Origin of the sequence: Curtobacterium sp. USHLN213, from assembly GCF_037144815.1 — a bacterium.
Classification (GTDB): Bacteria; Actinomycetota; Actinomycetes; order Actinomycetales; family Microbacteriaceae; genus Curtobacterium.
On record NZ_JBBCYQ010000001.1, the window covers coordinates 464,677 to 485,337 of the forward strand.

20 protein-coding genes are annotated in these 20,661 nt (G+C 70.7%); 4 read left to right on the forward strand and 16 right to left on the reverse strand.

The window, feature by feature from the left end; genetic code table 11:
• Positions 1–717: 717 nt before the first annotated feature.
• Positions 718–1,197: a hypothetical protein gene (locus WFH25_RS02130; protein WP_336696664.1), complete on the forward strand. Its 480-nt coding sequence runs from the start codon at positions 718–720 to the stop codon at positions 1,195–1,197.
• A 3-nt stretch (positions 1,198–1,200) separates the two neighbouring features.
• On the opposite strand, the gene WFH25_RS02135 is transcribed toward WFH25_RS02130, so the two are convergent.
• The 8 genes from WFH25_RS02135 to rplS all read right to left on the reverse strand — a co-directional run bounded on the left by WFH25_RS02135 (position 1,201) and on the right by rplS (position 7,532).
• Positions 1,201–2,685 (reverse strand): recombinase family protein, encoded by a 1,485-nt coding sequence (locus WFH25_RS02135; protein WP_336696665.1) that lies wholly within the window; start codon positions 2,683–2,685, stop codon positions 1,201–1,203.
• A 3-nt stretch (positions 2,686–2,688) separates the two neighbouring features.
• Complete coding sequence (locus WFH25_RS02140) at positions 2,689–4,155, reverse strand: YifB family Mg chelatase-like AAA ATPase (RefSeq protein WP_336696666.1); 1,467 nt, start codon at positions 4,153–4,155, stop codon at positions 2,689–2,691.
• Positions 4,152–4,520: a YraN family protein gene (locus WFH25_RS02145; protein ID WP_336696667.1), complete on the reverse strand. Its 369-nt coding sequence runs from the start codon at positions 4,518–4,520 to the stop codon at positions 4,152–4,154. The genes WFH25_RS02140 and WFH25_RS02145 overlap by 4 nt, the downstream gene beginning before the upstream one ends.
• Before the next feature lie 155 nt (positions 4,521–4,675).
• On the reverse strand, positions 4,676–5,023 hold the full coding sequence (locus WFH25_RS02150; RefSeq protein WP_070416398.1) for a histone-like nucleoid-structuring protein Lsr2: 348 nt from the start codon (positions 5,021–5,023) through the stop codon (positions 4,676–4,678).
• 109 nt (positions 5,024–5,132) lie between these two features.
• Positions 5,133–5,456 (reverse strand): DUF2469 family protein, encoded by a 324-nt coding sequence (locus WFH25_RS02155; protein ID WP_070419101.1) that lies wholly within the window; start codon positions 5,454–5,456, stop codon positions 5,133–5,135.
• 126 nt (positions 5,457–5,582) lie between these two features.
• Positions 5,583–6,290: a ribonuclease HII gene (locus tag WFH25_RS02160; RefSeq protein WP_261646370.1), complete on the reverse strand. Its 708-nt coding sequence runs from the start codon at positions 6,288–6,290 to the stop codon at positions 5,583–5,585.
• Positions 6,287–7,033 carry a signal peptidase I gene (gene lepB / locus WFH25_RS02165; protein WP_092386757.1) on the reverse strand — a complete coding sequence of 249 codons (747 nt, stop codon included), beginning with the start codon at positions 7,031–7,033 and terminating at the stop codon, positions 6,287–6,289. Before lepB ends, WFH25_RS02160 begins: the two co-directional genes overlap by 4 nt.
• A 142-nt stretch (positions 7,034–7,175) precedes the next feature.
• Positions 7,176–7,532, reverse strand: a complete 357-nt coding sequence (gene rplS, locus WFH25_RS02170) for a 50S ribosomal protein L19 (protein WP_022905818.1) — start codon at positions 7,530–7,532, stop codon at positions 7,176–7,178.
• A gap of 166 nt (positions 7,533–7,698) precedes the next feature.
• On the opposite strand from rplS, the gene map reads away from it, so the two are divergent.
• Positions 7,699–8,490 carry a type I methionyl aminopeptidase gene (gene map / locus WFH25_RS02175; RefSeq protein ID WP_336696668.1) on the forward strand — a complete coding sequence of 264 codons (792 nt, stop codon included), beginning with the start codon at positions 7,699–7,701 and terminating at the stop codon, positions 8,488–8,490.
• 189 nt (positions 8,491–8,679) lie between these two features.
• Here the strand turns inward: map and trmD are convergent, their stop codons facing one another.
• From trmD to aroA, 8 genes are all read right to left on the reverse strand, one after another.
• On the reverse strand, positions 8,680–9,372 hold the full coding sequence (gene trmD, locus WFH25_RS02180; protein ID WP_336696669.1) for a tRNA (guanosine(37)-N1)-methyltransferase TrmD: 693 nt from the start codon (positions 9,370–9,372) through the stop codon (positions 8,680–8,682).
• Between the two features lie 5 nt (positions 9,373–9,377).
• Entirely contained in the window at positions 9,378–9,923 is a 546-nt protein-coding gene (gene rimM / locus WFH25_RS02185; protein WP_336696671.1) for a ribosome maturation factor RimM, read from the reverse strand.
• A gap of 19 nt (positions 9,924–9,942) precedes the next feature.
• Positions 9,943–10,179, reverse strand: coding sequence for an RNA-binding protein (locus WFH25_RS02190; RefSeq protein WP_022902329.1), 237 nt, complete (start codon positions 10,177–10,179; stop codon positions 9,943–9,945).
• A 4-nt stretch (positions 10,180–10,183) separates the two neighbouring features.
• Positions 10,184–10,600, reverse strand: coding sequence for a 30S ribosomal protein S16 (gene rpsP / locus WFH25_RS02195; RefSeq protein WP_070416404.1), 417 nt, complete (start codon positions 10,598–10,600; stop codon positions 10,184–10,186).
• Positions 10,601–10,767: 167 nt separating this feature from the next.
• Entirely contained in the window at positions 10,768–12,900 is a 2,133-nt protein-coding gene (locus WFH25_RS02200) for an oxidoreductase (protein ID WP_336696672.1), read from the reverse strand.
• A gap of 4 nt (positions 12,901–12,904) precedes the next feature.
• Positions 12,905–13,759, reverse strand: a complete 855-nt coding sequence (locus WFH25_RS02205) for an SDR family oxidoreductase (protein WP_071296154.1) — start codon at positions 13,757–13,759, stop codon at positions 12,905–12,907.
• Positions 13,760–13,837: 78 nt separating this feature from the next.
• Positions 13,838–15,007 carry an acyl-CoA dehydrogenase family protein gene (locus WFH25_RS02210; RefSeq protein WP_071302165.1) on the reverse strand — a complete coding sequence of 390 codons (1,170 nt, stop codon included), beginning with the start codon at positions 15,005–15,007 and terminating at the stop codon, positions 13,838–13,840.
• A gap of 3 nt (positions 15,008–15,010) precedes the next feature.
• Positions 15,011–18,163: a 3-phosphoshikimate 1-carboxyvinyltransferase gene (gene aroA, locus WFH25_RS02215; protein WP_336696673.1), complete on the reverse strand. Its 3,153-nt coding sequence runs from the start codon at positions 18,161–18,163 to the stop codon at positions 15,011–15,013.
• 118 nt (positions 18,164–18,281) lie between these two features.
• On the opposite strand from aroA, the gene WFH25_RS02220 reads away from it, so the two are divergent.
• Together WFH25_RS02220 and WFH25_RS02225 are read left to right on the forward strand one after the other, a co-directional pair.
• Complete coding sequence (locus tag WFH25_RS02220) at positions 18,282–19,421, forward strand: glutamate--cysteine ligase (RefSeq protein WP_217637395.1); 1,140 nt, start codon at positions 18,282–18,284, stop codon at positions 19,419–19,421.
• 99 nt (positions 19,422–19,520) lie between these two features.
• Complete coding sequence (locus tag WFH25_RS02225) at positions 19,521–20,657, forward strand: tetratricopeptide repeat protein (RefSeq protein WP_336696674.1); 1,137 nt, start codon at positions 19,521–19,523, stop codon at positions 20,655–20,657.
• The last annotated feature ends 4 nt before the right edge of the window (positions 20,658–20,661 follow it).

Here is a 20,661-nt window from a genome sequence, read left to right on the forward strand (position 1 = left end):
CTGCGAGGCGAGCGCGAACGGACTGAGACAGCGGCGGGGCGGCGTCGACGACACGGGCGATGACGCCGGTCGGAGCGAGCTGCGGTGAGGTGGAAGCCGACGAAGGCATTGGGCACACTCCTGCGAGTAGTGCCCCTGTCTGGCTCGGGTGCGGCGACGGCTTCGCGTCTCTCCTGCGTCATTACCGACGACCCGCATCTGCAGGACCCTGAGTTTCGAGCTCAGGCGGTGGAGCAGCCCAACCGTTCGGTGTTCCGAAGAACTGCGACCACCGTAGCATGATGACCGGCAGTCCGCTACATGTCACCCACTTAACTTCGCACAGTGGCACTACACCCGTCGCACGTGGAGACGCGCGCACAACGGCACGGCGGCGGGGATGCACGCACATCACGGCGCGCTGCTCGATGTTCGCTGGGCGCAGGGATATCCGGTTGGAGCCGTCGCGGACTCGATCTGCTCCGCGCTCGCGGCGTGTGCCCGTGTGACCGCTGTGTCCGACCCCTGCGTCAGCACGTGCGGGCAACGGCGGGGGTAGTGCCCGTATACCCCTCGTTACCTACTGTGCAAAGACAACATAGAGAGGAGGTGTTCGCCCCCTCACGTCCTCTTCCGGGGGTCGGACACAGCGGTCACACGGACACGGAGCTACGCCCCGGCGATGCAACGGGACCGGTGCGTTACTTGACCTACCTCACCCCCACTACGCTCGAGGCTGTGAGCATCCTTCAGCCGATCGGCGCCTTCTTTGCCTCAATGACCGCGACGGATTGGCTCTCTTCGGTAGCTGGCTTGGGTGGCTTGGTCGTCTCCCTCGTTGCCCTGCACCAGGCCCGGCAAAGCAACCTGCGCCCGAACGTCGCCTTCCGATCCCAGTGGCATGAGCCAATCACTTACACCGGCCCGGGAAACGAGCCGGTGGACGTCGAAGACGTCGAGGTCATCATCACCAACCGTGGTGCCGGGGACGCTGTTGACGTTCAGGTCACCTTCCCGCTTTCTGGCCAGGTCCGATCCCTGGGCACGCTAGCTCGGGACGGCTACGGCTCCGCGACGTTCAATGCCTTGGACTTCCCCGGCAGTGCGCCCTACCCCTTCACCGTTACCTGGCGAGAGTACCCGCCAGCCAACGGTCGGATTCGGGCGAAGAAGGGGGTCGCTTCGAGTAGCGACCCGACTGTATGGCGGCACCAGTGACTGTCAGCGCCACGTGATCGGCATCGTCGCGGCGGTGTGGGCCAGTCGCCCAGCTTCGTCGCGCGGCGGGCGCGAGCCCTTGCCCGGACTCCGCATCTCGACGGAGAGCAGCGCCTTGACAACGGCGCGGCGTCGGCCGAGGTCAAGCGCCGCCCACGCTTCGCGCGCGTCAGTCGCACCGAGCAGCGGGCCGAGGACATCCACGCGGCCGGCGTCGCTCATCGCGCTCTCGAGCTCGCCGATGCGGCGCCGCAGGTCGCGCAACGTCGTCTCCGCCGTCGCGAGGCTCGTCAGCCCCTTCGCGACGAGCGACAGCACCCCTGCCTCACCCTGTTGAACCTCGAGCAGTTCCGCGCGCATCCGGTCTACGTCGGGCGCGTCTCGCTTCGCCAGCAGGTCCGCAGCGTCGGGGCGCGACAGTCGCTCGATGACGACTTCGGTGATGAAGTGGTCGGCGTCGTCAGCCTTCCGCGCGAGGTGCGGCGACTTCGTGCAGCGGTATAGCTTCACGCGGTTCGCTCCGGTCGTGCCCGACTTCATCGCGGCGCCGCACACACCGCAGGTCGCGATGCCGCTGAGCAGCCACTTCGGGTTCGGCCCCGTGGACGACCGCCGCGCGGGGTCGGCGAGGAGGTCGCGAGCGGCAAGCCACGTTTCGGGTGTGACGAGGGGTTCCCAGCTGCCCGCCGGAAGGTCGCTTAGTCCGAGGTTGAATCCCGCGCTCCGGTCAGTAGCCGACCGAGGCGGGGCGACGAGCGCCGCATATCGCGGGTTCGAGAGCACGCCACGGACGGCGTAGGGCTGCCAGGGTTCCCCCACAGTCGTCGTGAGGCCTTCGGCGTTCCACGCTGAGGCGATCGACGCGATGGATGCCCCGGCGAGTAGCAGCTCGAAACCGCGGCTGACGGCGCTCGCTTCCGGCTCGAACGGCTCGTGACCGTAGGCGGGGTACTCCCGCCCATCGCGGCCGACACGCATCGCGCCGATCGTGCGCGCGCCAGTCACCAGCCGTGTGTAGCCAAACGCGCGCCGACCACCAGCCGGGACGCCGAGCGACCGTCCGTACTGATTCGCCCGCTTCTGCCGCTCGCTCTTGCGGGCGACCTCGAAGCGCGCCAGCCCGGCCGCGAGGGTCGCACGGAACTCGCCGTCAGCGGTGGTGAGGTCGACCTCGCCGTCGACCGTCGCAATCTTGACGCCGAGCTCGATTAGCGTCACGAGGTCGCGCAGCGATCGCATGAGTCGGTCCTGGTCGACCGCCACGACGACGTCGATGTTCCCGGCCTTCGCGTCGGTCACGAGCTCATGCCACGCGGTGCCGACGCCGCGCGGCTTGGTCGCGCTCACGTCGTTGTCGACATACTCGCGCACGATGTCCCAGCCGCGAGAGGTTGCGAGGCCGCGGCAGCGGTCGCGCTGACGGCCGACGCCCTCTTGCCGGTTGTCACGGTCGAGAGACTGACGGAGGTACAGCGCCGCGCGGGTCATGTTTTAAGTATGTCCTGGATCGGTACTGGATAACCGCATGACCCGGTCCCACCCCCGCATCGTCAGCGTGCCGAAGTCGAGTGCCCGGTCGAGGGGTGCCGTCGCGCCCGGCTCCGCCCGGCCCTCAGACCGGAGCCACGGCCCGGTGACCTCGGCGTTGCAGGCCCAGCCGGTGCCGTGCAGCCGATCGGCCATCCGACGTCGGGCTGCGGCCACACGCGCTGCCGCGTCGGCGGTGGTGGGCGCGGTGCCCTCCGCCGAGCGGATCGTGCCCGTCGTCACCCGGGGCACCGCCACGCGGATGTCGATCCGGTCGAGGAGCGGTCCGGAGAGGCGGCCGAGGTACTTCCGCACCGTGCTCGGGCTGCACGAGCACAGTGGGCCGCCCCGGGTCCCCGCGTTGCCGCACGGGCAGGGGTTCGCCGCGAGCACGACCTGGCACCGTGCGGGGAACTCGGCACTGCCGACGCTGCGGTGGATCGTGATCCGACCGGACTCGAGCGGCTGGCGGAGCGCGTCGAGGACCGCCCGGGGGAACTCGGTCGCCTCGTCGAGGAAGAGCACCCCGCGCGTGGCCCGCGACACGGCACCGGGGCGGAGGAGCCCCGAGCCCCCGCCGATCAGGGCCATCGCCGACGACGAGTGGTGCGGCGCTTCCCACGGCGGACGTACACTCCAGGACTGGTTGCCGAGCCCGCTGACGGAGCGGACGGCTGCGACCTCGAGCGCCGCCTCGGGGTCGAGGTCCGGCAGGAGCCCCGGCAGCCGCTCGGCGAGCATCGTCTTGCCGGCACCGGGCGGGCCGAGCAGGAACACGTGGTGCCCTCCGGCCGCGGCCGCGATGACCGCCCGGACGCCGACGGCGTTGCCGATCACGTCTGCGAGGTCGTGCACGTCCGGACGGAGCTCTGCCACCGCGGGCTGCAGGACGGGGTCGGTCTCGACCGGCGGCAGGAGCGCACCGGCGGTGATCGCGCTCGCCCGGAGCGACGGTGTGCCGATCACCTCGACGCCCGGCACGATCCGGGCTTCCTCGACGTTGCCGAACGGCACTACGACCGTGTGGATGCCGGCGTCCCGCGCGGCGATCACCATCGGGATGACCCCGGGCACGGGCCGGACCCGCCCGTCGAGCCCCAGCTCGCCGATGTACGCGACCTCGCGGGAGACCTGCGGCGCGATGCCCTCGGCCCCGAGGACCGCCATGGCGATGGCGAGGTCGAACCCGGAGCCACGCTTCGGGATCGACGCCGGGGTGAGGTTCACGGTGATCCGCCGCGCCGGGAGCGGACTCCCGGCGACGGCGCTGGCCGACCGGACCCGCTCACGCGCTTCGCCCAGGGCCGCGTCCGGAAGACCGATGATGCTGAAGCCGGGCAGCTGGCTGGTGAGGTGCGCCTCGACCTCGATCACGCGCCCCTGGACCCCGACGAGCGCGATCGCCGACGCGCGCCCGATGTCCGTCGTCACAGCACACCCGCCACGTGCTCGACCCCGACGCGGTCACCGTCGACGTGCACGGCGACGGCATCGACGCGGATCATCCGCGCCGACACCTCGGGATGGTCCGCGAACCAGGCCGGCACGAGACGGCGCAGTCGTGTGACCTTCGAGGCCGTGATCGCCTCGAACGGATGGCCGGTCGCGTTCCCCGACCGGGTCTTCACCTCGATGAAGCACAGCGTGCAGGACTGCCACGCGACGATGTCGATCTCCCCGCGGGCGCATCGCCAATTGCGTTCGACGACGCGGAACCCGTGGCTCTCGAGCCATTCCGCAGCCTGTTCTTCGCCGAATCGTCCGAGACTGCTGTTCCGCAGCGGTGTTCGTTCCATGTCGTTGCCTCCGCCACGACCATCCCGGACCACCGGTCGTCGCCGAGGCGGGCGCCGACGAATTGTGGAGGGGACTCACCGACCGCAGCGTTGTGGAGGACAAAGAGAAGGACCCCGGTCGGCCGAAGCCGTCCGGGGTCCTGCAGCAGGGGCACTCAGTGTGCGGCTGCGTACGCTTCCTGCACCTGGGTGGAGATACGCCCGCGGGTCGAGACCTCGTACCCGTTCTCCTTCGCCCATTCACGGATCTTGGCGAGCTCTTCCGAGTTGCCGCGCTTCGGCGCCGCCTTCGGAGCAGTCCCACCGGAACGGCGGCCGGAGACCTTGCGCGCGGCGGCGACGTAGTCGGAGATCGCCTCACGGAACTTGTCGACGTTGTCGTCGGTCAGGTCGATCTCGTACGACGATCCGTCGAAGGCGAATTCGACGGTCCGACCCGAGCCGGCGGTGATGGGCGTGTCGTCGAGATCGTCGACGAGTTGAACGGTGACCTTCTGTGCCATGACGTGCTCCTTGTGCAGGGGACGGGAAATCCCCTTCACATTAGCGGGCGGAATGCATTCCGGCACAATTGTCTCGGCGATTCTCAGATTCGCCGAAAAGAAGTGAAGATCACTCGTCGAGCGCGAGTTCTTTCGGCAGCTCGAGTTCGCGGGAAGTGAGTTCCTCGACGTTCACGTCCTTGAACGTCAGCACCCGGACGGACTTCACGAATCGGTCGGAACGGTAGACGTCCCACACCCAGACGTCGTTCATCGTCAATTCGAAGTAGAAATCGTGTTCGGTGTCACGGCGGGCGAGTTCCACCTCGTTGGCCAGGTAGAAACGTCGCTCGGTCTCGACCACGTACCGGAACTGCGACACGACGTCGCGGTACTCGCGGTACAGGGCCAGTTCGACCTCGCGGTCGTAGTCGTCGAATTCGTCGTCATCCATCGCGCCCACAGTCTACGGCGACGGGAGCACCGACGACACACCGCGACCGACCCCACACCACAACGCGCGACCGCCCCGCAGCTCGACGCGCGACCGCCCCGCAGCCCGACGCGCGACCGAACGCGCTCAGCCCGCCAGCGCGTCCAACTCGGCGAACCCGTCCAGCGCCACGCTCGACGCCTGGTGCAACCAGCTCTTCCGGTGCAGCGCGTGCGCCCCCACCGATCGGATCGCGTCGTAGTGCGCCGTCGACCCGTACCCCTTGTTCGACGCCCACGCGTAGTGCGGCGCCTCGTCGTGCGCGGCCGTCATGAGCGCGTCACGGGCGACCTTCGCGACGACCGACGCCGCCGCCACCGAGGCGCAGTCCCGGTCGGCCTTGACCCGCACGACGACCTCGAGCGGGTCGGACGGCAGCCGGAGCGTCACGGGGACGGCACGGGTGAGCCAGTCGAACGAACCGTCGAGCACGACCACGGCGCCATCCAGCGAGAGTCCGTCCGCCACCAGCGCGGCGATCGCCGACGCCCCGGCCTGGCCCAACGCCGGCACGATGCCCTGCTCGTCGACCACCGAGGCGGACGCCATCCCCACCGCGGTCCGGGTCCACCGGCGGACGACGGGGTCGAGGGCCTCGCGACGAGCGGCGGTGAGCAGCTTCGAGTCTGCGAGCCCCTGCGGCACCCGGCCGATGTCGAGCGTCACGGCAGCGACCCCGACGGCGACAGGCCCGGCGATCGCGCCGCGGCCGACCTCGTCCATCCCGATGACGGTCACCCGGCCGTCGGCCAGGAGCTTCTTCTCGAGCCGGAGCGACGGCCGGACGGCGGTCACTTCTCCCGCTCCTCCACGCCCGCGAACACCTCGGGGTGGTCGTCCAGCCAGGTCCACCGGCTCGACGGCCACGAGATGACGAAGGCACGCCCGGTCACGTCGGACAGCGGCACGAACCCCTTCGACGGGGTGTCGCCGTTGTACCGCGAGTCCTTCGAGTCGTAGCGGTTGTCGCCCATCACCCAGATGGCGCCCTTCGGCACGGTGACCGAGAAGTCGGTCCCCGAGGCGCGGGTCTCCCCCGTCGGCAACTTGAGGTACGGCTCCTTGATCGGCACACCGTTCACGGACATCTGCCCGAGGTCGTTGCAGCAGGACACCTTGTCGCCGGGCAGGCCGATGACGCGCTTGATGAGGTGGTCGTCGCTGTCGCCGGTGCCGAGGCCGACCTGGGTGAGGAGCCAGTCGATGGCCTTCGCCGGCTGGGTCGTCGGCGTCACGCTCGGCACCTCGGACCCGGTGAGCCACCCGCCCGGGTCCTTGAACACGACGACGTCGCCGCGCTTGAGGGACACCACGTCTGGCACGAGCTCGTTGACGATCACCCGGTCGTTGATCTGCAGCGTGTTCTCCATCGAAGCCGACGGGATGTAGAACGACCGGATCAGGAAGGTCTTGACGAGGAACGAGACGAGCAACGCCGCGATGAAGATGATGACGAGATCGCGGAGGAAGGTGAGGACACCGTTCCGCTTCTTCTCGACACGGGGCCGGCGCCCGGTTTCGTCAGTCGTGTCCGTCATTTCCGCTCTCGTTCAACCACAGGTTCCCGTCGCGGACCGCAGGAGTCCACGAAAAAGGGAAAGCCCCCCGTCGATGCACAACCGTACATGGACGAGGGGCCGACAGCGGCGTCCGGCTCGCGGACGCTCACTGTGAAGGCGATCAGGAGTCGCGCTTCTCCTTGATCTTGCGACGGGCAGCCTTGCCGCGGAGTTCGCGGAGGTAGTAGAGCTTCGCACGACGGACGTCACCCTTGGTGACGATCTCGATGTGGTCGATGATCGGCGAGTGCACCGGGAACCAGCGCTCGACGCCGACCTGGAAGCTCACCTTGCGGACCTTGAAGGTCTCGCCGAGGCCGTGACCCTGGCGGCCGATGACGACGCCCTGGAACACCTGGACACGCGAGCGCGTGCCTTCGATGATGTTGACGTGCACCTTGATGGTGTCGCCGGGGCGGAAGTCCGGGACGTCGGTGCGCAGCGACGCTGCGTCGACGTGGTCGAGGAGCTGGCTCATGATTGGGTCACTCTCTGCGGACGCACACGGGTCGCCGCGGATCGAATTCGGTAAGTGAAGGTGTGTGCCCGGTGTCGGCGACTCCCCCGTGGCAGAGTCCAGCCAGGGCACGGCTACCCATCTTGCCACAGCAACCCACGTCCGCAAAACGCGCGAGGATGGTCCCATGATCGAACTCCGCACCCCCGCCGAGCTGGACGGCCTGCGCGCCGCCGGTCGGTTCGTGGCCGACGTCCTCGACGAACTGCTCGACACCGTCGACGTCGGCGTGAACCTGCTCGACCTCGACCGGGTGGCCGCACGGATGATCGCCGACCGCGGCGCGGTGAGCTGCTACGTCGACTACCACCCCTCATTCGGCAAGTCGCCGTTCGGCAAGAACCTCTGCACCTCGGTCAACGACGCGGCGCTGCACGGCCTGCCGTACGACCGTGTGCTCGTCGACGGCGACCTCGTGAGCCTCGACTTCGCCGCGAGCGTCGACGGCTGGGTCGCGGACTCCGCCGTCACGGTGCAGGTCGGCACCCCGCGCGAGGACGACCAGCGCCTGATCGACACCGTCGAGCGCGCGCTCATCGCGGGCATCGCCCAGTTCCGCACGGGCAACAAGCTCGGCGACGTGTCGTACGCGATCGGTCGCGTCGCGAAGGACGCCGGCTACGACGTGAACCTGCAGTTCGGCGGGCACGGCGTCGGCAGGACGATGCACGGCGACCCGCACGTCCCGAACGACGGCCGGCCCGGGCGCGGTCTCAAGCTCCAGCAGGGGCTGGTCGTGGCGATCGAGCCGTGGCTCATGCAGGGCACCGCCGACCTGTTCCAGGACGACGACGGCTGGACGCTCAAGAGCGTCGACGGCTCGCGCGCCGCGCACGTCGAGCACACCGTCGCCGTGACCGACGCCGGTCCCGAGGTCCTCACCCTGCGTCGCGCCCAGCGCGCCGACGCGACCGCCTGAGGATCCGCAGCCAGCGGCGCACCGAGCCCAGGTGGTCACATCAGGGCCGGGAGGCGCGGTGCGGGCAGCTCCCGCGCCTCCTGTCTCGCAGTGCGCGGCCGGCGCCGAAGCCGCGAAAGCGACAGGTCACAGCCGTGCGGCGTGGTCCGTGCCGCGAGAGCGACAGCCGCCCGCAGCGCCAGCCGCGCGCTACGCGTCCGGCAGCAGATCCGGCCTGACGCGCCGCGTCCGCTCCACCTGCTGCTCGTGCCGCCACGCACCGACGCGGGCGTGGTGCCCACTGAGCAGCACGTCCGGCACGTCGAAGCCACGCCAGGACGCGGGCTTCGTGTACGACGGGTACTCGAGCAGCCCGTCTTCGTGGGACTCCTCGACGAGGGACTCGGGGTTGCCGACGACTCCGGGCACGAGTCGCCCGACGGCCTCGATCATCGCCATCGCAGCGACCTCGCCGCCGTTCAGCACGTAGTCGCCCAGCGAGAGCTCGACGACCGTGGCGTGCGCCGCGGCCCACTCGAAGACCCGGGCGTCGATCCCCTCGTACCGCCCGCAGGCGAACACGAGGTGGTCCGACGTCGACGCGAGCGAGCGCGCGATCGCCTGCGTGAACGGCCTGCCGGCGGGCGTCGGGACCACCAGGGTCGACGAGCCGTCGGGCCGGAACAGCGACTCGAGCGCGAGCGCCCACGGTTCGGGCTTCATGACCATGCCCGCTCCCCCGCCGTACGGGGTGTCGTCGACGGTGCGGTGCCGGTCGGTCGTCCACGAGCGGAGGTCGTGCACGTGCAGGTCGAGCAGGCCGCCGGAGCGGGCCTTGCCGAGCAGCGAGACGTCCAGCACGGAGAAGAACTCCGGGAAGATCGTGACGATGTCGATGCGCACGCGCGCTAGTCCGTCACGGTCTCGGGTCGGGACGTGTCCTCGGGGTCCTCGAACAGGCCCGTCGGCGGCGTCACGGTGACGGTGCCGGCGGCGATGTCCACCGCGGGCACGATCGCCGAGACGAACGGCACGAGGACCTCGCCCCGCGACGGGGTGTCGATGGCGAGGAGGTCCTGCGCCGGCAGGTGGTCGACCCGCGCGACGGTACCGACCTCGACGCCGCCGCGGAGGACCGTCAGCCCGACGAGCTGGTGGTCGTACCAGGCGTCGTCCTCACCGGTCTCGGCGTCGGCGTCCTGCTCGACCCAGAGGATCGCCCGCGCGAGCGTCTCGGCTGCGGTGCGGTCCCCGATGCCCTCGAAGAAGGCGACCGGGTGGCCGTTGTACCAGCGGAGCTCGTCGAGCGCGATGGTCTTGCCGGCCCAGGGCGAGTCGTCCGGGACCTGGAGCGTGAACACGGCTCCGGGCGTGAACCGACGATCCGGGTCGTCGGTGTAGAGCTCGAGCTTGATGCCGCCCTTGAGCCCGTGCGCCTTCGTGATGCGACCCACCCGGAGCTGGGTCGTCTCCCTAGGAATCGGTGTCGACCACGTCGACACGCACCCGCTTGCCGTCGGCGAGAGCCGAGACGAGGGTGCGCAGCGCCTTTGCGGTCCGTCCGGCGCGACCGATCACGCGGCCGAGGTCCTCGGGGTGCACACGCACCTCGAGGACCTCGCCCCGCGCGGAGGTGGAACTGGCGACGCGCACGTCGTCAGGGTGATCGACGATCCCCTTGACGAGGTGCGTCAGCGCGGATTCGAGCAAGGAATTACGCCTCGGTCGTCTCTGCGGTCTCGTCGGCCGACTCGGCCGGAGCGGCGGCGGGGGCCGTCTTCTCCGACTTCGGCTTGAGGACGGCCTTCTTGGAGGAGTCCACGACGAACGCCTGCTTGGGCTCGGCGACCTTGACCTTGGACTCGGTGTCCTTCTCGCCCTTGAACTTGGCCCAGTCGCCGGTCAGCTTGAGGAGGGCCGCGACCTGCTCGGTCGGCTGCGCGCCGACGCCGAGCCAGTAGAGCGCACGCTCGGACTCGATCTTGATGACCGAGGGCTCCTCGGTCGGGTGGTACTGACCGATCTCCTCGATGACGCGACCGTCGCGCTTGGTGCGCGAGTCGGCGACGACGATGCGGTAGTACGGCGCCCGGATCTTACCGAGACGCTTGAGACGGATCTTGACAGCCACAAATGCTCCTGTTGCGTGTTGTTGTGGTTGAACCGGACCGCGGGCGTGGGGGCACACACGGTGGAAGCTCGATGAGACCGTGATCCGCTGGATAGAGGGTCGAGCGGACACGATTCGACCGTTCATTCTTGCAGGTTTCCGAGCGAGAAGCGAGTCGGGACGCGCCGTCAGGGTGCGAGTCGTCGAACCGCTTCGAGCGCTTCGGACGTGGCACGCACCGCGTCGACGCTCCGGGCGTCGCGCGCGCCGCCCACGACGGCGTACGGCACACCGGATGCCAGGAGGCGCGGCTCGAGTCCGTCGGACGGCCCTGCGCCCGCCTCGGCACCCGTCCCGAGCGCCCGCTCCTGCCCGGCGCAGACCACCACGGTGTCCGCAGGGACGCCGCGTTCCTCGCCGTGCTCGTCGCGGATCCAGAGCACACCGGGCTCGATGCGGAGGTACTCCTGCACGCCGCCGACCAGGTGCACGCCGGCGTCCCGGAGCCGGCCGATCGCCACCCAGCGGGAGGTGATGCCGATGCCCTGCCCGAACTTGCCCGAGCGACGGAGGACGGTGACGTCGCCGCCGGGTCGGAGCGTGCGGGTCGCCACGGGGAGCCGCTGCGGCACGTCCCCCACGACGGTGTCCGCGACGTCGAGGTCCCAGCGGACGCCGAACTCGGTGGCACGCCGGGGCTCGTCGGGCGACTCGACGAGGAACGCCGCCGTGTCGACGCCGATCCCACCGCCGCCGATGATCGCGACGGTCCCGGCGGGGACGCCCTCGCGGAGCGCCCGCTCGTAGGACCGGACGTGCGGCAGGTCGGCACCGGGGACGTCGATCGCCCGGGGCACGACACCGGGGGCGAGCACGACGGCCTCGCTCGCGGTGAGGTCGGCGGCCGTGGCGGCCCGACCGAGGTGGATCGTCGCGCCGCGGTCCTCGAGCTCGGCGCGGGCGGCGCGGACCGTCGCCGCGTAGTCCTCCTTGCCCGGCACCAGCGCGGCGAGGTCGAACTGTCCGCCCAGCCGGTCGGACGCCTCCCAGAGGGTCACGGTGTGGCCGCGACGAGCGGCGTCGACCGCGGCGGCGAGCCCGGCCGGGCCACCACCGACGACGTCGACGCGCTTCGGGTCGGTCGTCGGACGGGCGGGGAACGCGACCTCGCGGGCGGCGCGCGGGTTGACCAGGCACGACACGGGCTGGCCGACGATCGAGCGGTCGAGGCAGGCCTGGTTGCAGCCGATGCAGGTGTTGACGAGGTCGAAGGCGCCGGCGAGCGACCGGTTCACGATCGCGGGGTCGGCGAGGAACGGGCGCGCGAGGGCGACCGCGTCCAGGAGCCCGTCGGCCAGCACGGCCTCACCGTCGCGCAGGTCCGTCATCCGGTTCGACGCGATGACCTTCACGTCCGGGTACGCCGAAGCGCGGACGACGCCGGCGATGCGGGCGGCGTACGCGAGCCACGCACCGTGCGGCACCGCGGCCTGCACCGTCGGCGTGCGGGACTCGTGCCAGCCGATGCCGACCGATATCCCGTCGAGGCCGAGGGGCAGCAGCTCGTGCACGAGCGCGTCGACGTCGTCGTCGGTCGACGAGCCGGGCATCAGGTCGGCGCCGGAGAGCCGGATCGTCACGGCGAGGTCCGGTACCGCCCTGCGGACGGCGTCGACGACCGCCACCGTGAACCGACGACGCCGGACCGCGTCCCCGCCCCACTCGTCGTCGCGCAGGTTCGTCAGCGGCGACTGGAACTGGTTGATGAGGTAGCCCTCGGACGCCATGATCTCGACGCCGTCGAAGCCGATGTCCCGCGCCGACCGGGCGGCGTCCGCGAAGTCCTCGATGGTCCGCTCGATCTCGGCGGCGGTCAGCTCGACCGGCACCACGCCACGGGCAGCCGCCCACGGCAACGCGGACGGGGCCACCACGCGCTGGGGTTCCCCGTGCCGGTCGACCATGCCCGACGCGAGCGCGTACCGCCCGGCGTGGAAGAGCTGCGCGAGGATCACCGAACCGGCGTCGTGCACGGCGTCGACCGCCGCACGGAACCGCTCGTCCGCTCCCCCGACGCCGAACACGGCGAAGTCCGGGCCACCACGGGCCTCGTCGCTCACCGCGATGCCGCCGGTGATGATGCACGCGGCACCGCCCGCGGCACGCTCACGGTAGAACGCCGCCATGCCGGCCCCGCCGTCGTCGTGCACCTCGAGCCCGGTGTGCATCGACCCCATGACCACCCGGTTCGGCAGGGTCAGGGGGCCGAGCGTCCACGGCGAGGAGACGACGGCGAGGTCGGGCATGGCGACGGTGCTCATGCGCCTACTCTGCCGTGTCGGCAGCCGAGTCGGCAGCAGCGTCGGCCGGCGGCAGGACCGCGTCGCGCAGCGGGGACGTCGTGTCCGCCCAGAACGGCGGGGCGATCACGGTCAGGCCGCCGTCGACCGACAGCACCTGGCCCGTGATGTAGCCGGCCTTGTCGGAGAGCAGGAAGTCCACCGCGTCGGCCATGTCGTCGGCGGTGCCGGGACGCTGCAGCGGGAGCTTCTCGAACACGGTGTCGATCGGCGCCTGACCGGGCACCTTCGTGTAGAAGTACTCGAGCGAGTCGGTGTCGATGAGCCCGCCGTTGACCGCGTTCACGGTGATCTGACGGGGCCCGAACTCGACCGCCATGTACTTCATGTAGGACTCGCTCATGGCCTTCGCGGCACCGAGCGCGGCGTACGTCGGGAACGCGCGGAGCGACCCGTACGAGGTGACCACCACGATGCGGCCGCCCCTGTCCATGAGCTGCGCGGCACGCTGCGCACCGAGGACGAACGAGCGGGCGTTCGTGGCGTAGCTGCGGTCGAGGTGGTGCAGCTTGAGGTCCGCGACGGGCTTGAAGGCGCTCGCGGCGGCGTTCGCGACGAAGTAGTCGAGGCGTCCGTACGTGTCGCGGACCAGGTCGAACAGCGCGTCGATCGACTCGGGCTGCTCGATGTCGACCTGCGCCGTGATCCCGTCGCCGCCCGCGGCCTTGACGTCGGCGAGCGACTCCTCGGCCAGGTCGGCGTTGCCCTTGTACGTCACGACGACGGTGACGCCGCGCTGGCCGAGCTTCTGCGCGAGCAGGCGGCCGATGCCGCGGGAGGCACCCGTGATGAGGGCGATGGGAGCAGTGGTTGCAGCCAATGTGTTCCTTGCGTTGTCAGGGCCTGGAGGCGCGGTTCGGGCCCGCACCGCGCCTCCAGGCCATGGAGTGGTTGCGGGTCAGAACCCGGCCTGGCCGGTCACGACGGCGCGGCCGACGACCAGCTTCTGGATCTCGTTGGTGCCCTCCTCGAAGCGCTGCGCGCGCGCGTCGCGGTAGACGCGCTCGATGGCGTTGCGCTTCCAGTAGCCCTGGCCGCCGTGCACCTGCAGTGCCTTGTCGGTGACGCGGGCGAGCATGTCGACGGCGACCATCTTCGAGGCGCTGGACAGCGTGCCGGCGTCCGGACGGCCCTCCTCGTAGGCGCGGGCCGCCTCGAGGACGAGGGCGCGCGCGGCGGCGATGTCGGCGTAGTTCTCCGCGACGTAGAACTGGATCGCCTGCCGGCTGGAGAGCTTCTTGCCGAACGTCTCGCGCTTGTTCGCGTACTCGACGGCGAGCTCGTTCGCACGCTCGGCGAGGCCGACGGCGCTCATCGCGACGGACACGCGGCTCGGCAGCAGGAAGCCGCCGAGTGCGACCTCGAGGCCCTGGCCCTCCTCGCCCAGACGGGCGGAGGCCGGGATCGGGGTCTCGGTGAAGCGGAGGATCGCGTGGTCGGTGCCACGGATGCCCATGGTGTCGGAGTCGTCGATCACCTCGGCGCCGGGCAGGCCGGAGTTCGGCATGAGGAACGCGACGGTGCCGTCCTGGCCCGTGGTGCCCTCGAGGCGCGCGGCGATGAGCCAGTAGTCGGCCTTCACGCCGAACGTGATGAGGTGCTTCTCGCCGTTCATCACGTAGGTGTCGCCCTCACGGCGGACGGTCGTGCGGATGTCGGCACCCGTGCCCGCGGTCGCCTCGGTCAGCGTGAACGCGACGAGCTTGTCACCGGCGACGCTCGGCTTCACGACCTCGTCGAGCTGCTCCGGCGTCGCGTACGGCTGCATGGCGCGCCAGGTGCCGTTGATGACGTGCACGAGCATGCGGATCGACGCGTGCGACCGCGACACGATCTCCATGATCTCGAGGTAGCGCGAGAACGGGATGCCCCGTCCGCCGAGCTCGGCCGGGGCGGCGAGCGACAGCCACCCCTTGTCCTTGAGCTCCTGGAACAGCTCGGGCGCGACCTGGCCGGTGCGCTCGATCTCCTCCGCCCACTCCTCGCCGCGACCGCGGACCCACTCGGTCACCTCGGCCTTGAGCTCCTGGAAGGCGGCCTCGGTCTGCGGCTCCATGACCATCGTCATCTGTCAGTTCTCCTTCGTCGCGACGAGCGCGGCTGCCTGCTCGCGCAGGACGTTCTTCTGGACCTTGCCGACCGCGTTGCGCGGCAGCTCGGCGATGTACTCGAGACGCTCAGGCCAGTAGTACTTGCTCACGCCGGCCTTGTCGAGCGCGCGCTGCATCGCGGCGAAGTCGAGCTGCTCCGCACCGGCCGCGGGCACGACGAACGCGCAGGCGCGCTCCCCGAGGCGGGCGTCCGGCATCGCGACGATCGCCACGTCGGTGACGAGCGGGTGCTGGTAGAGCAGGTTCTCGATCTCGACGACCGGGATCTTCTCGCCACCGCGGTTGATGACGTCCTTGACGCGGCCGGTGATGGACAGGAAGCCCTTGGCGTCGACCTTCGCGAGGTCACCGGTCTTGTACCAGCCGTCCTCGGTGAAGACGTCGTCCGTGAGGTCCTGCCGGTCGAGGTACCCGTCGAACATCGTCGGCGAGTGCAGCTCGAAGTTGCCCTCGGTGTCCGCCGGCAGCTCGTGCCCCTCGTCGTCGACGATGCGGATCCGGATGCCGGGCAGCGCGCGACCGTCGTGACCGTAGGCGTCCGCCGGGTCGTCGGTCGGGCTGGAGAGCGCCCCGAGGCAGGTCTCGCTCGTGCCGAACGCGCCGAGGATCGCGGTGCCGAGCACCGTCGCGGCACGCTGGGCCAGTGCACGGGGCACCGCGGCGCCCGTCGGCACGAAGATCCGGAGGGACTCGGGCTGTCCGGCCCCGGCCTCGACGAGGTCGACGAGGTCGGTCAGGAACGGCGTCGCGCACTGCACGAACGTGGCCCTCGCGACGCCGAACGCCTGCTCGAGCGCGACGGTGCCGTCCCACACGGGCTGGATGACCTGCGGTGCGCCGAGCCGGAAGGCCAGGAGCATGCCGTACAGGAACCCGGTCTGGTGGGCGAGCGGCGACGGGATGTAGATCCGGTCCTCGCTCGTCAGGCCGGACTGCGCGACGTGCATCGCGGTCGCCAGGCCGAGCGTCCGGTGCGGGTGCTGCACGCCCTTCGGCTCGCCGGTGGTGCCGGAGGTGAAGAGCAGCTGGCAGACGTCGTCCGGGCCGGGCGCGTGGGACAGGATCTGGTCGACGTCCACCTGGACCGAGTCGAGCGCAGTGTCGAAGTAGCGCCAGTTCCACTCGCTCGCGGCGACGCGGTCGGCGGCGTCGGCGGGCAGCGGCGGCTGGTTCGTCGGGCTGTCCGCCTGTCCGCGTGCCTCGGAGCGGAGCACGACCACGTGCTCGACCGACAGGCGGCGCTTCTGGGCCTTCGCCTCGTCGATGACCTCGAGCAGTTCGAGCGCCGGGCGACGCTTCCGGAAGACGTTCGGCAGGAAGACCACGCGGGCGCGGGACCGGGCCAGTGTCATCGTGGTCTCGCGGGGACCGAACACGGGCATGATCGGCGTCGCGACGGCACCGATCTGGATCGCACCGAGGGTGATCGAGACGAACTCGCGCCAGTTCGGCAGCTGCATCGCCACGGACTCGCCCGTGCGGACGCCGAGCTCGAGGAGCAGGGCGGAGACCTTGTCGGCCTCGTCCTGCAGCTCGCGCCACGTCGTGTTCACCGGCTCGGGACCACCGACCTCGATCACGGCGAGGCCGTCCGGGTCCTGCTGGGAGAGTGCGCGGACCTTCTCGCTGAGGACGAGCGGGTCGGCGTCGACGCCGGCGAGCTCGGGCAGCGCGCTCGTCACCGTCTCCTGCTCATCCCCCAGGTCCGTGCTCTCCGCAGCGGCCTCGGCGGCGTCGATCCGGTCGTCGCGGGCGATCTGCGCCTCGGCGCCGTCGCCGACCTCCATGTCGAGGCCGACCGAGTTCATCGCCTCGAGGAAGGTCGGGTACGAGATCCGGTAGGCGCGCGGGTAGGTGAGGGCGGAGACGCCGTCGGCCTTCGACGCGGCGACGGCCAGCGACATCAGCACGCGGTGGTCGTTGAACGAGGACATCGGCGACCCGTGCAGGTCGCCCGGACGGACACCGGTGACGCGCAGCTCGTCGGCGCCCTGCTCGGCGCGGCCGCCCAGTCGGTTCAGCTGGAGCATCGCCGCGACGCGGTCGGACTCCTTCAACCGGATGTGCGCGACGTTCCAGAGCCGGGTCGTGCCCTCGGCGAAGGTCGCCATCGTGGACAGGATCGGCAGCAGGTCCGGGATCGGCTGGCAGTCGATGTCGAGGGGGCGCAGCGGGGAGCCGTCGTGCTCGATGCGCACGAAGCCGGTCTCCTCGTCGATCCGCATCGGGACCCCCATCGCCGTGGCGAGGTCGAGGAACTCGCTCTCCGGGTGGTCGGTCTCGGCGGTGGTGAACGCCGTCATGCCGCGGAGCAGCACGTTCGACTCGCGGATGCCGGCCGCAGCGATACCGAACGCGGCCGAGCCGATGTCCGGCGGGATCACGTAGTCGTGCGGGGTGGCCTGCTGGTTCGCCGGGATCCGGTACTCGAGCCAGTCGTCGGACACCTCGACCGTGAGGCCGAACTGGCGCATCATGCGCACGGTCAGCTCGACGTACGGCTGCTCGTTGAGCCGTCCGCCGGTGATGTGGATCCTGGTCTCCTCCTCCGCGAAGGGCGCGACGAGGAGCAGGCCGGAGATCCACTGCGACAGGGTGCCGGCGATCTGGACGTCGCCGCCGCGCGGACGCTTCGGCTGCACGGTGACCGGCGGGCAGTCGTTCGTGGCCTCGAGCTCGATGCCCATCTGGGTGAGCGAGGTGAGCAGGGCCTTGATCGGGCGGCGCTGGAAGTACTTCATGCCCGAGAGGGTCATCGGCTTGTCCGCCAGCGACGCGAGCCCCGTCATGAAGTAGAGCGTGGTGCCCGAGGAACCCATGTTGAGGAGCCCGTCGGCGCCCCGGGAGCCGTGGTCGACGACGTCGGTAGCCTCGTACCGACCGCCGAGGCCGGTGACGTGGTACTCGTTCCCGCGACGCTTGACGTCGACGCCGAGGGCACGGAGCGTGCCCACGGTCCACTCGACCTGCCGGGTCGCACTGATGCCGGAGACGATGCTCGTCCCCTTCGCCAGCGACGCGAGCACCAGCGCGCGGTGCGCGTGGTACTTCGAGACCGGGATGTCGAGTTCTCCGACGAGCGGTGCGTTCGTCCCGCGCACGACCAGCTGCATGCCTACCTCTTCCCTGTTGAGCGTTACTACGGTACGCCCGGTGTGGATCGTCTGTGAATCGGATCCGCACGACCGGGAGTGCGGTTCCTTGTGCGTGTCCGACAAGGAGCCGGGCAGGATGTACAGCATGGACATCCGTTTCACCGAGTCCCGCCCGTCGACCATCGGCGTCGAGTGGGAGCTCCCCCTGGTCGACCGGGACACCGGCGACCTGACCCCGCGTGCCCCCGCCGTCATCCAGGCGGTGCAGCAGCGGCTCGGTGACCACGACCGGGTGACCGAGGAGCTCCTGACGAACACGGTCGAAGTCGTCACCGGCGTCCACTCGCGGGTGAGCGGTGCCACGAGCGAGCTGTCCGGCATCATCGGCGAGGTCGTCGACGCCGCCGAACCGCTCGACGCGCAGGTCATGTGCGCCGGCACCCACCCCTTCGCCGTGTGGGACCAGCAGGAGATCACACCGGACAGCGAGCACTACACGACCCTCATCGACCGCACCCGGTGGTGGGGCCGTCAGATGCTCATCTGGGGCGTCCATGTCCACGTCGGCATCGACGACCGCGACAAGGCGCTGCCGATCCTCGGCGCGATGCTCGCGTACGTGCCGCACCTGCAGGCCTTCACCGCCTCGAGCCCGTTCTGGGCCGGCACCGACACCGGGTACGCCTCGAACCGCGCCCTGATGTTCCAGCAGCTGCCGACCGGTGGCCTGCCGCCGGCACTCGGCGCGTGGGCGAACTTCGAGGAGGTCGTCGACGACCTCACCCGCACCGGCGTCATCGAGGGCGTCAAGGACCTCCGTTGGGACATCCGCCCGTCGCCCGGCTGGGGCACCCTCGAGAACCGCGTCTCCGACGGCATCTCGACCCTGCACGAGGTCGGGGCCGTGACCGCGCTCGTCCAGTGCCTCGTCACCGAGATGTCCGACCGGCTCGACGCCGGCGAGACCCTGCCGACCATGCAGCCCTGGTTCGTCCGCGAGAACAAGTGGCGTGCGGCCCGGTACGGCATGGAGGCCGAGATCATCACGAACGCCGCCGGCGACGAGCGGCTCGTGACCGACGAGGTGCACGACCTCGTGCAGCGGCTCGACCCGGTGGCGGACCGTCTCGGGTGCCAGCAGGAGCTGCACCACCTCGACACGATGATCGCGGACGGCGCCTCCTACCAGCGGCAGTTGCAGGTCGCGCAGGAGAACGGCGGGGACCTCCGCGCCGTCGTCCGGCACCTGGTCACCGAGCTGCGCGACTCGCTCTGACCGTCACCGTCCGACGGGCTGGCGGGGGGGGGCCGGCCGGCACCGCGCCTCCCGTCCTGGGGGACGTGCGGGAGTCCGCGCGACCGCTACAGTTCCCCTGTGACAGGGGGGACCGCGGAACGCGGAGCAGGGCCGACCGTCCAGCGGGCGGCCGCCCTGATCGACGCGGGACGGCCCGCCGACGCGCTCGCCGACCTGGCCGTCGTCGAACGGGACCAGGGCGCTTCGGTCGCCGGGCACCGTGTCCGGGCGCTGGCCCTCCTGGCGCTCGACCGTCCGGACGACGCCCAGGACGAGGCCCGACGCGCGGTCGGCCTCGCCCCCACCGACTCCGTCGCGCTCCGGATCCTCTCGACGACCCTGGTCCGCTCGGGCGACCAGACCGGAGCCGTCGCCGCCGCGCGCCGATCCGTCGAGGCCGATCCCGGGTCGTGGCTCGCACACCTCGCGGTGGCCGACGCCCTCTGGCTCGACGAACAGCGCCGCCCCGAGGCGCTCCGTGCGAGCTACGAGACCGTCCGGCTGGCGCCGCTCGAACCGATGGCGCACCGCAGGCACGGCGACCTGCTGCTCGCGGCGGGACGGCAGCGCGACGCCCAGGCCGCCTACCGACGCGGCCTCGAGCTCGCGCCGGAGGACCGCGGCGCACGGCACAACTTCGCGGTGTCGCGACTCCGGCGGGGTCACGACGGTGAGTCCGCGCTCGCCTTCGCCGGGATCCTCGCGACGGACCCCACGAACGCGCTCGCGCGACGGAACCTCGTCGTCGGTGTCCTCAACCCGCTCGCGCGCATCCGGTTCGGACTCGGTGCCGGCGCCCTGATGACCGGCTTCCAGTACCTGGTCTCCCTCGACGCGCCGTCGGACGCCGGCCGCTGGTACACGACGCTCCCGCCGGTGATCGGACTCGCGCTCGTGGTGGTCGTCGTGCTCCGGTTCGCCGCCGAGACCCGGCCCCGGACGGGGTTCCTCGTGCGCGCGGCGCGGCGGGCGGTCCCCGGGTGGACGACGACCGTCGGCGTCCTCGGGGCCGCGACGGCCGTCTCGGTCGCGGGCCTCTTCCTCCCGCCGGTCGCGGCAGTGGTGGCACAGGGACTGGTGTTCGCCGGGGTCGTCGTCGCCTCGGTACGCATCCGGAGGACGATGCGCGCGTTCCCGAAGACCACGCCCGTGCGGCAGGACGTCGACGAGGGACGGACCGACCGCGACGACGACGGCTGGGGGAACCCGTGGTGAACGA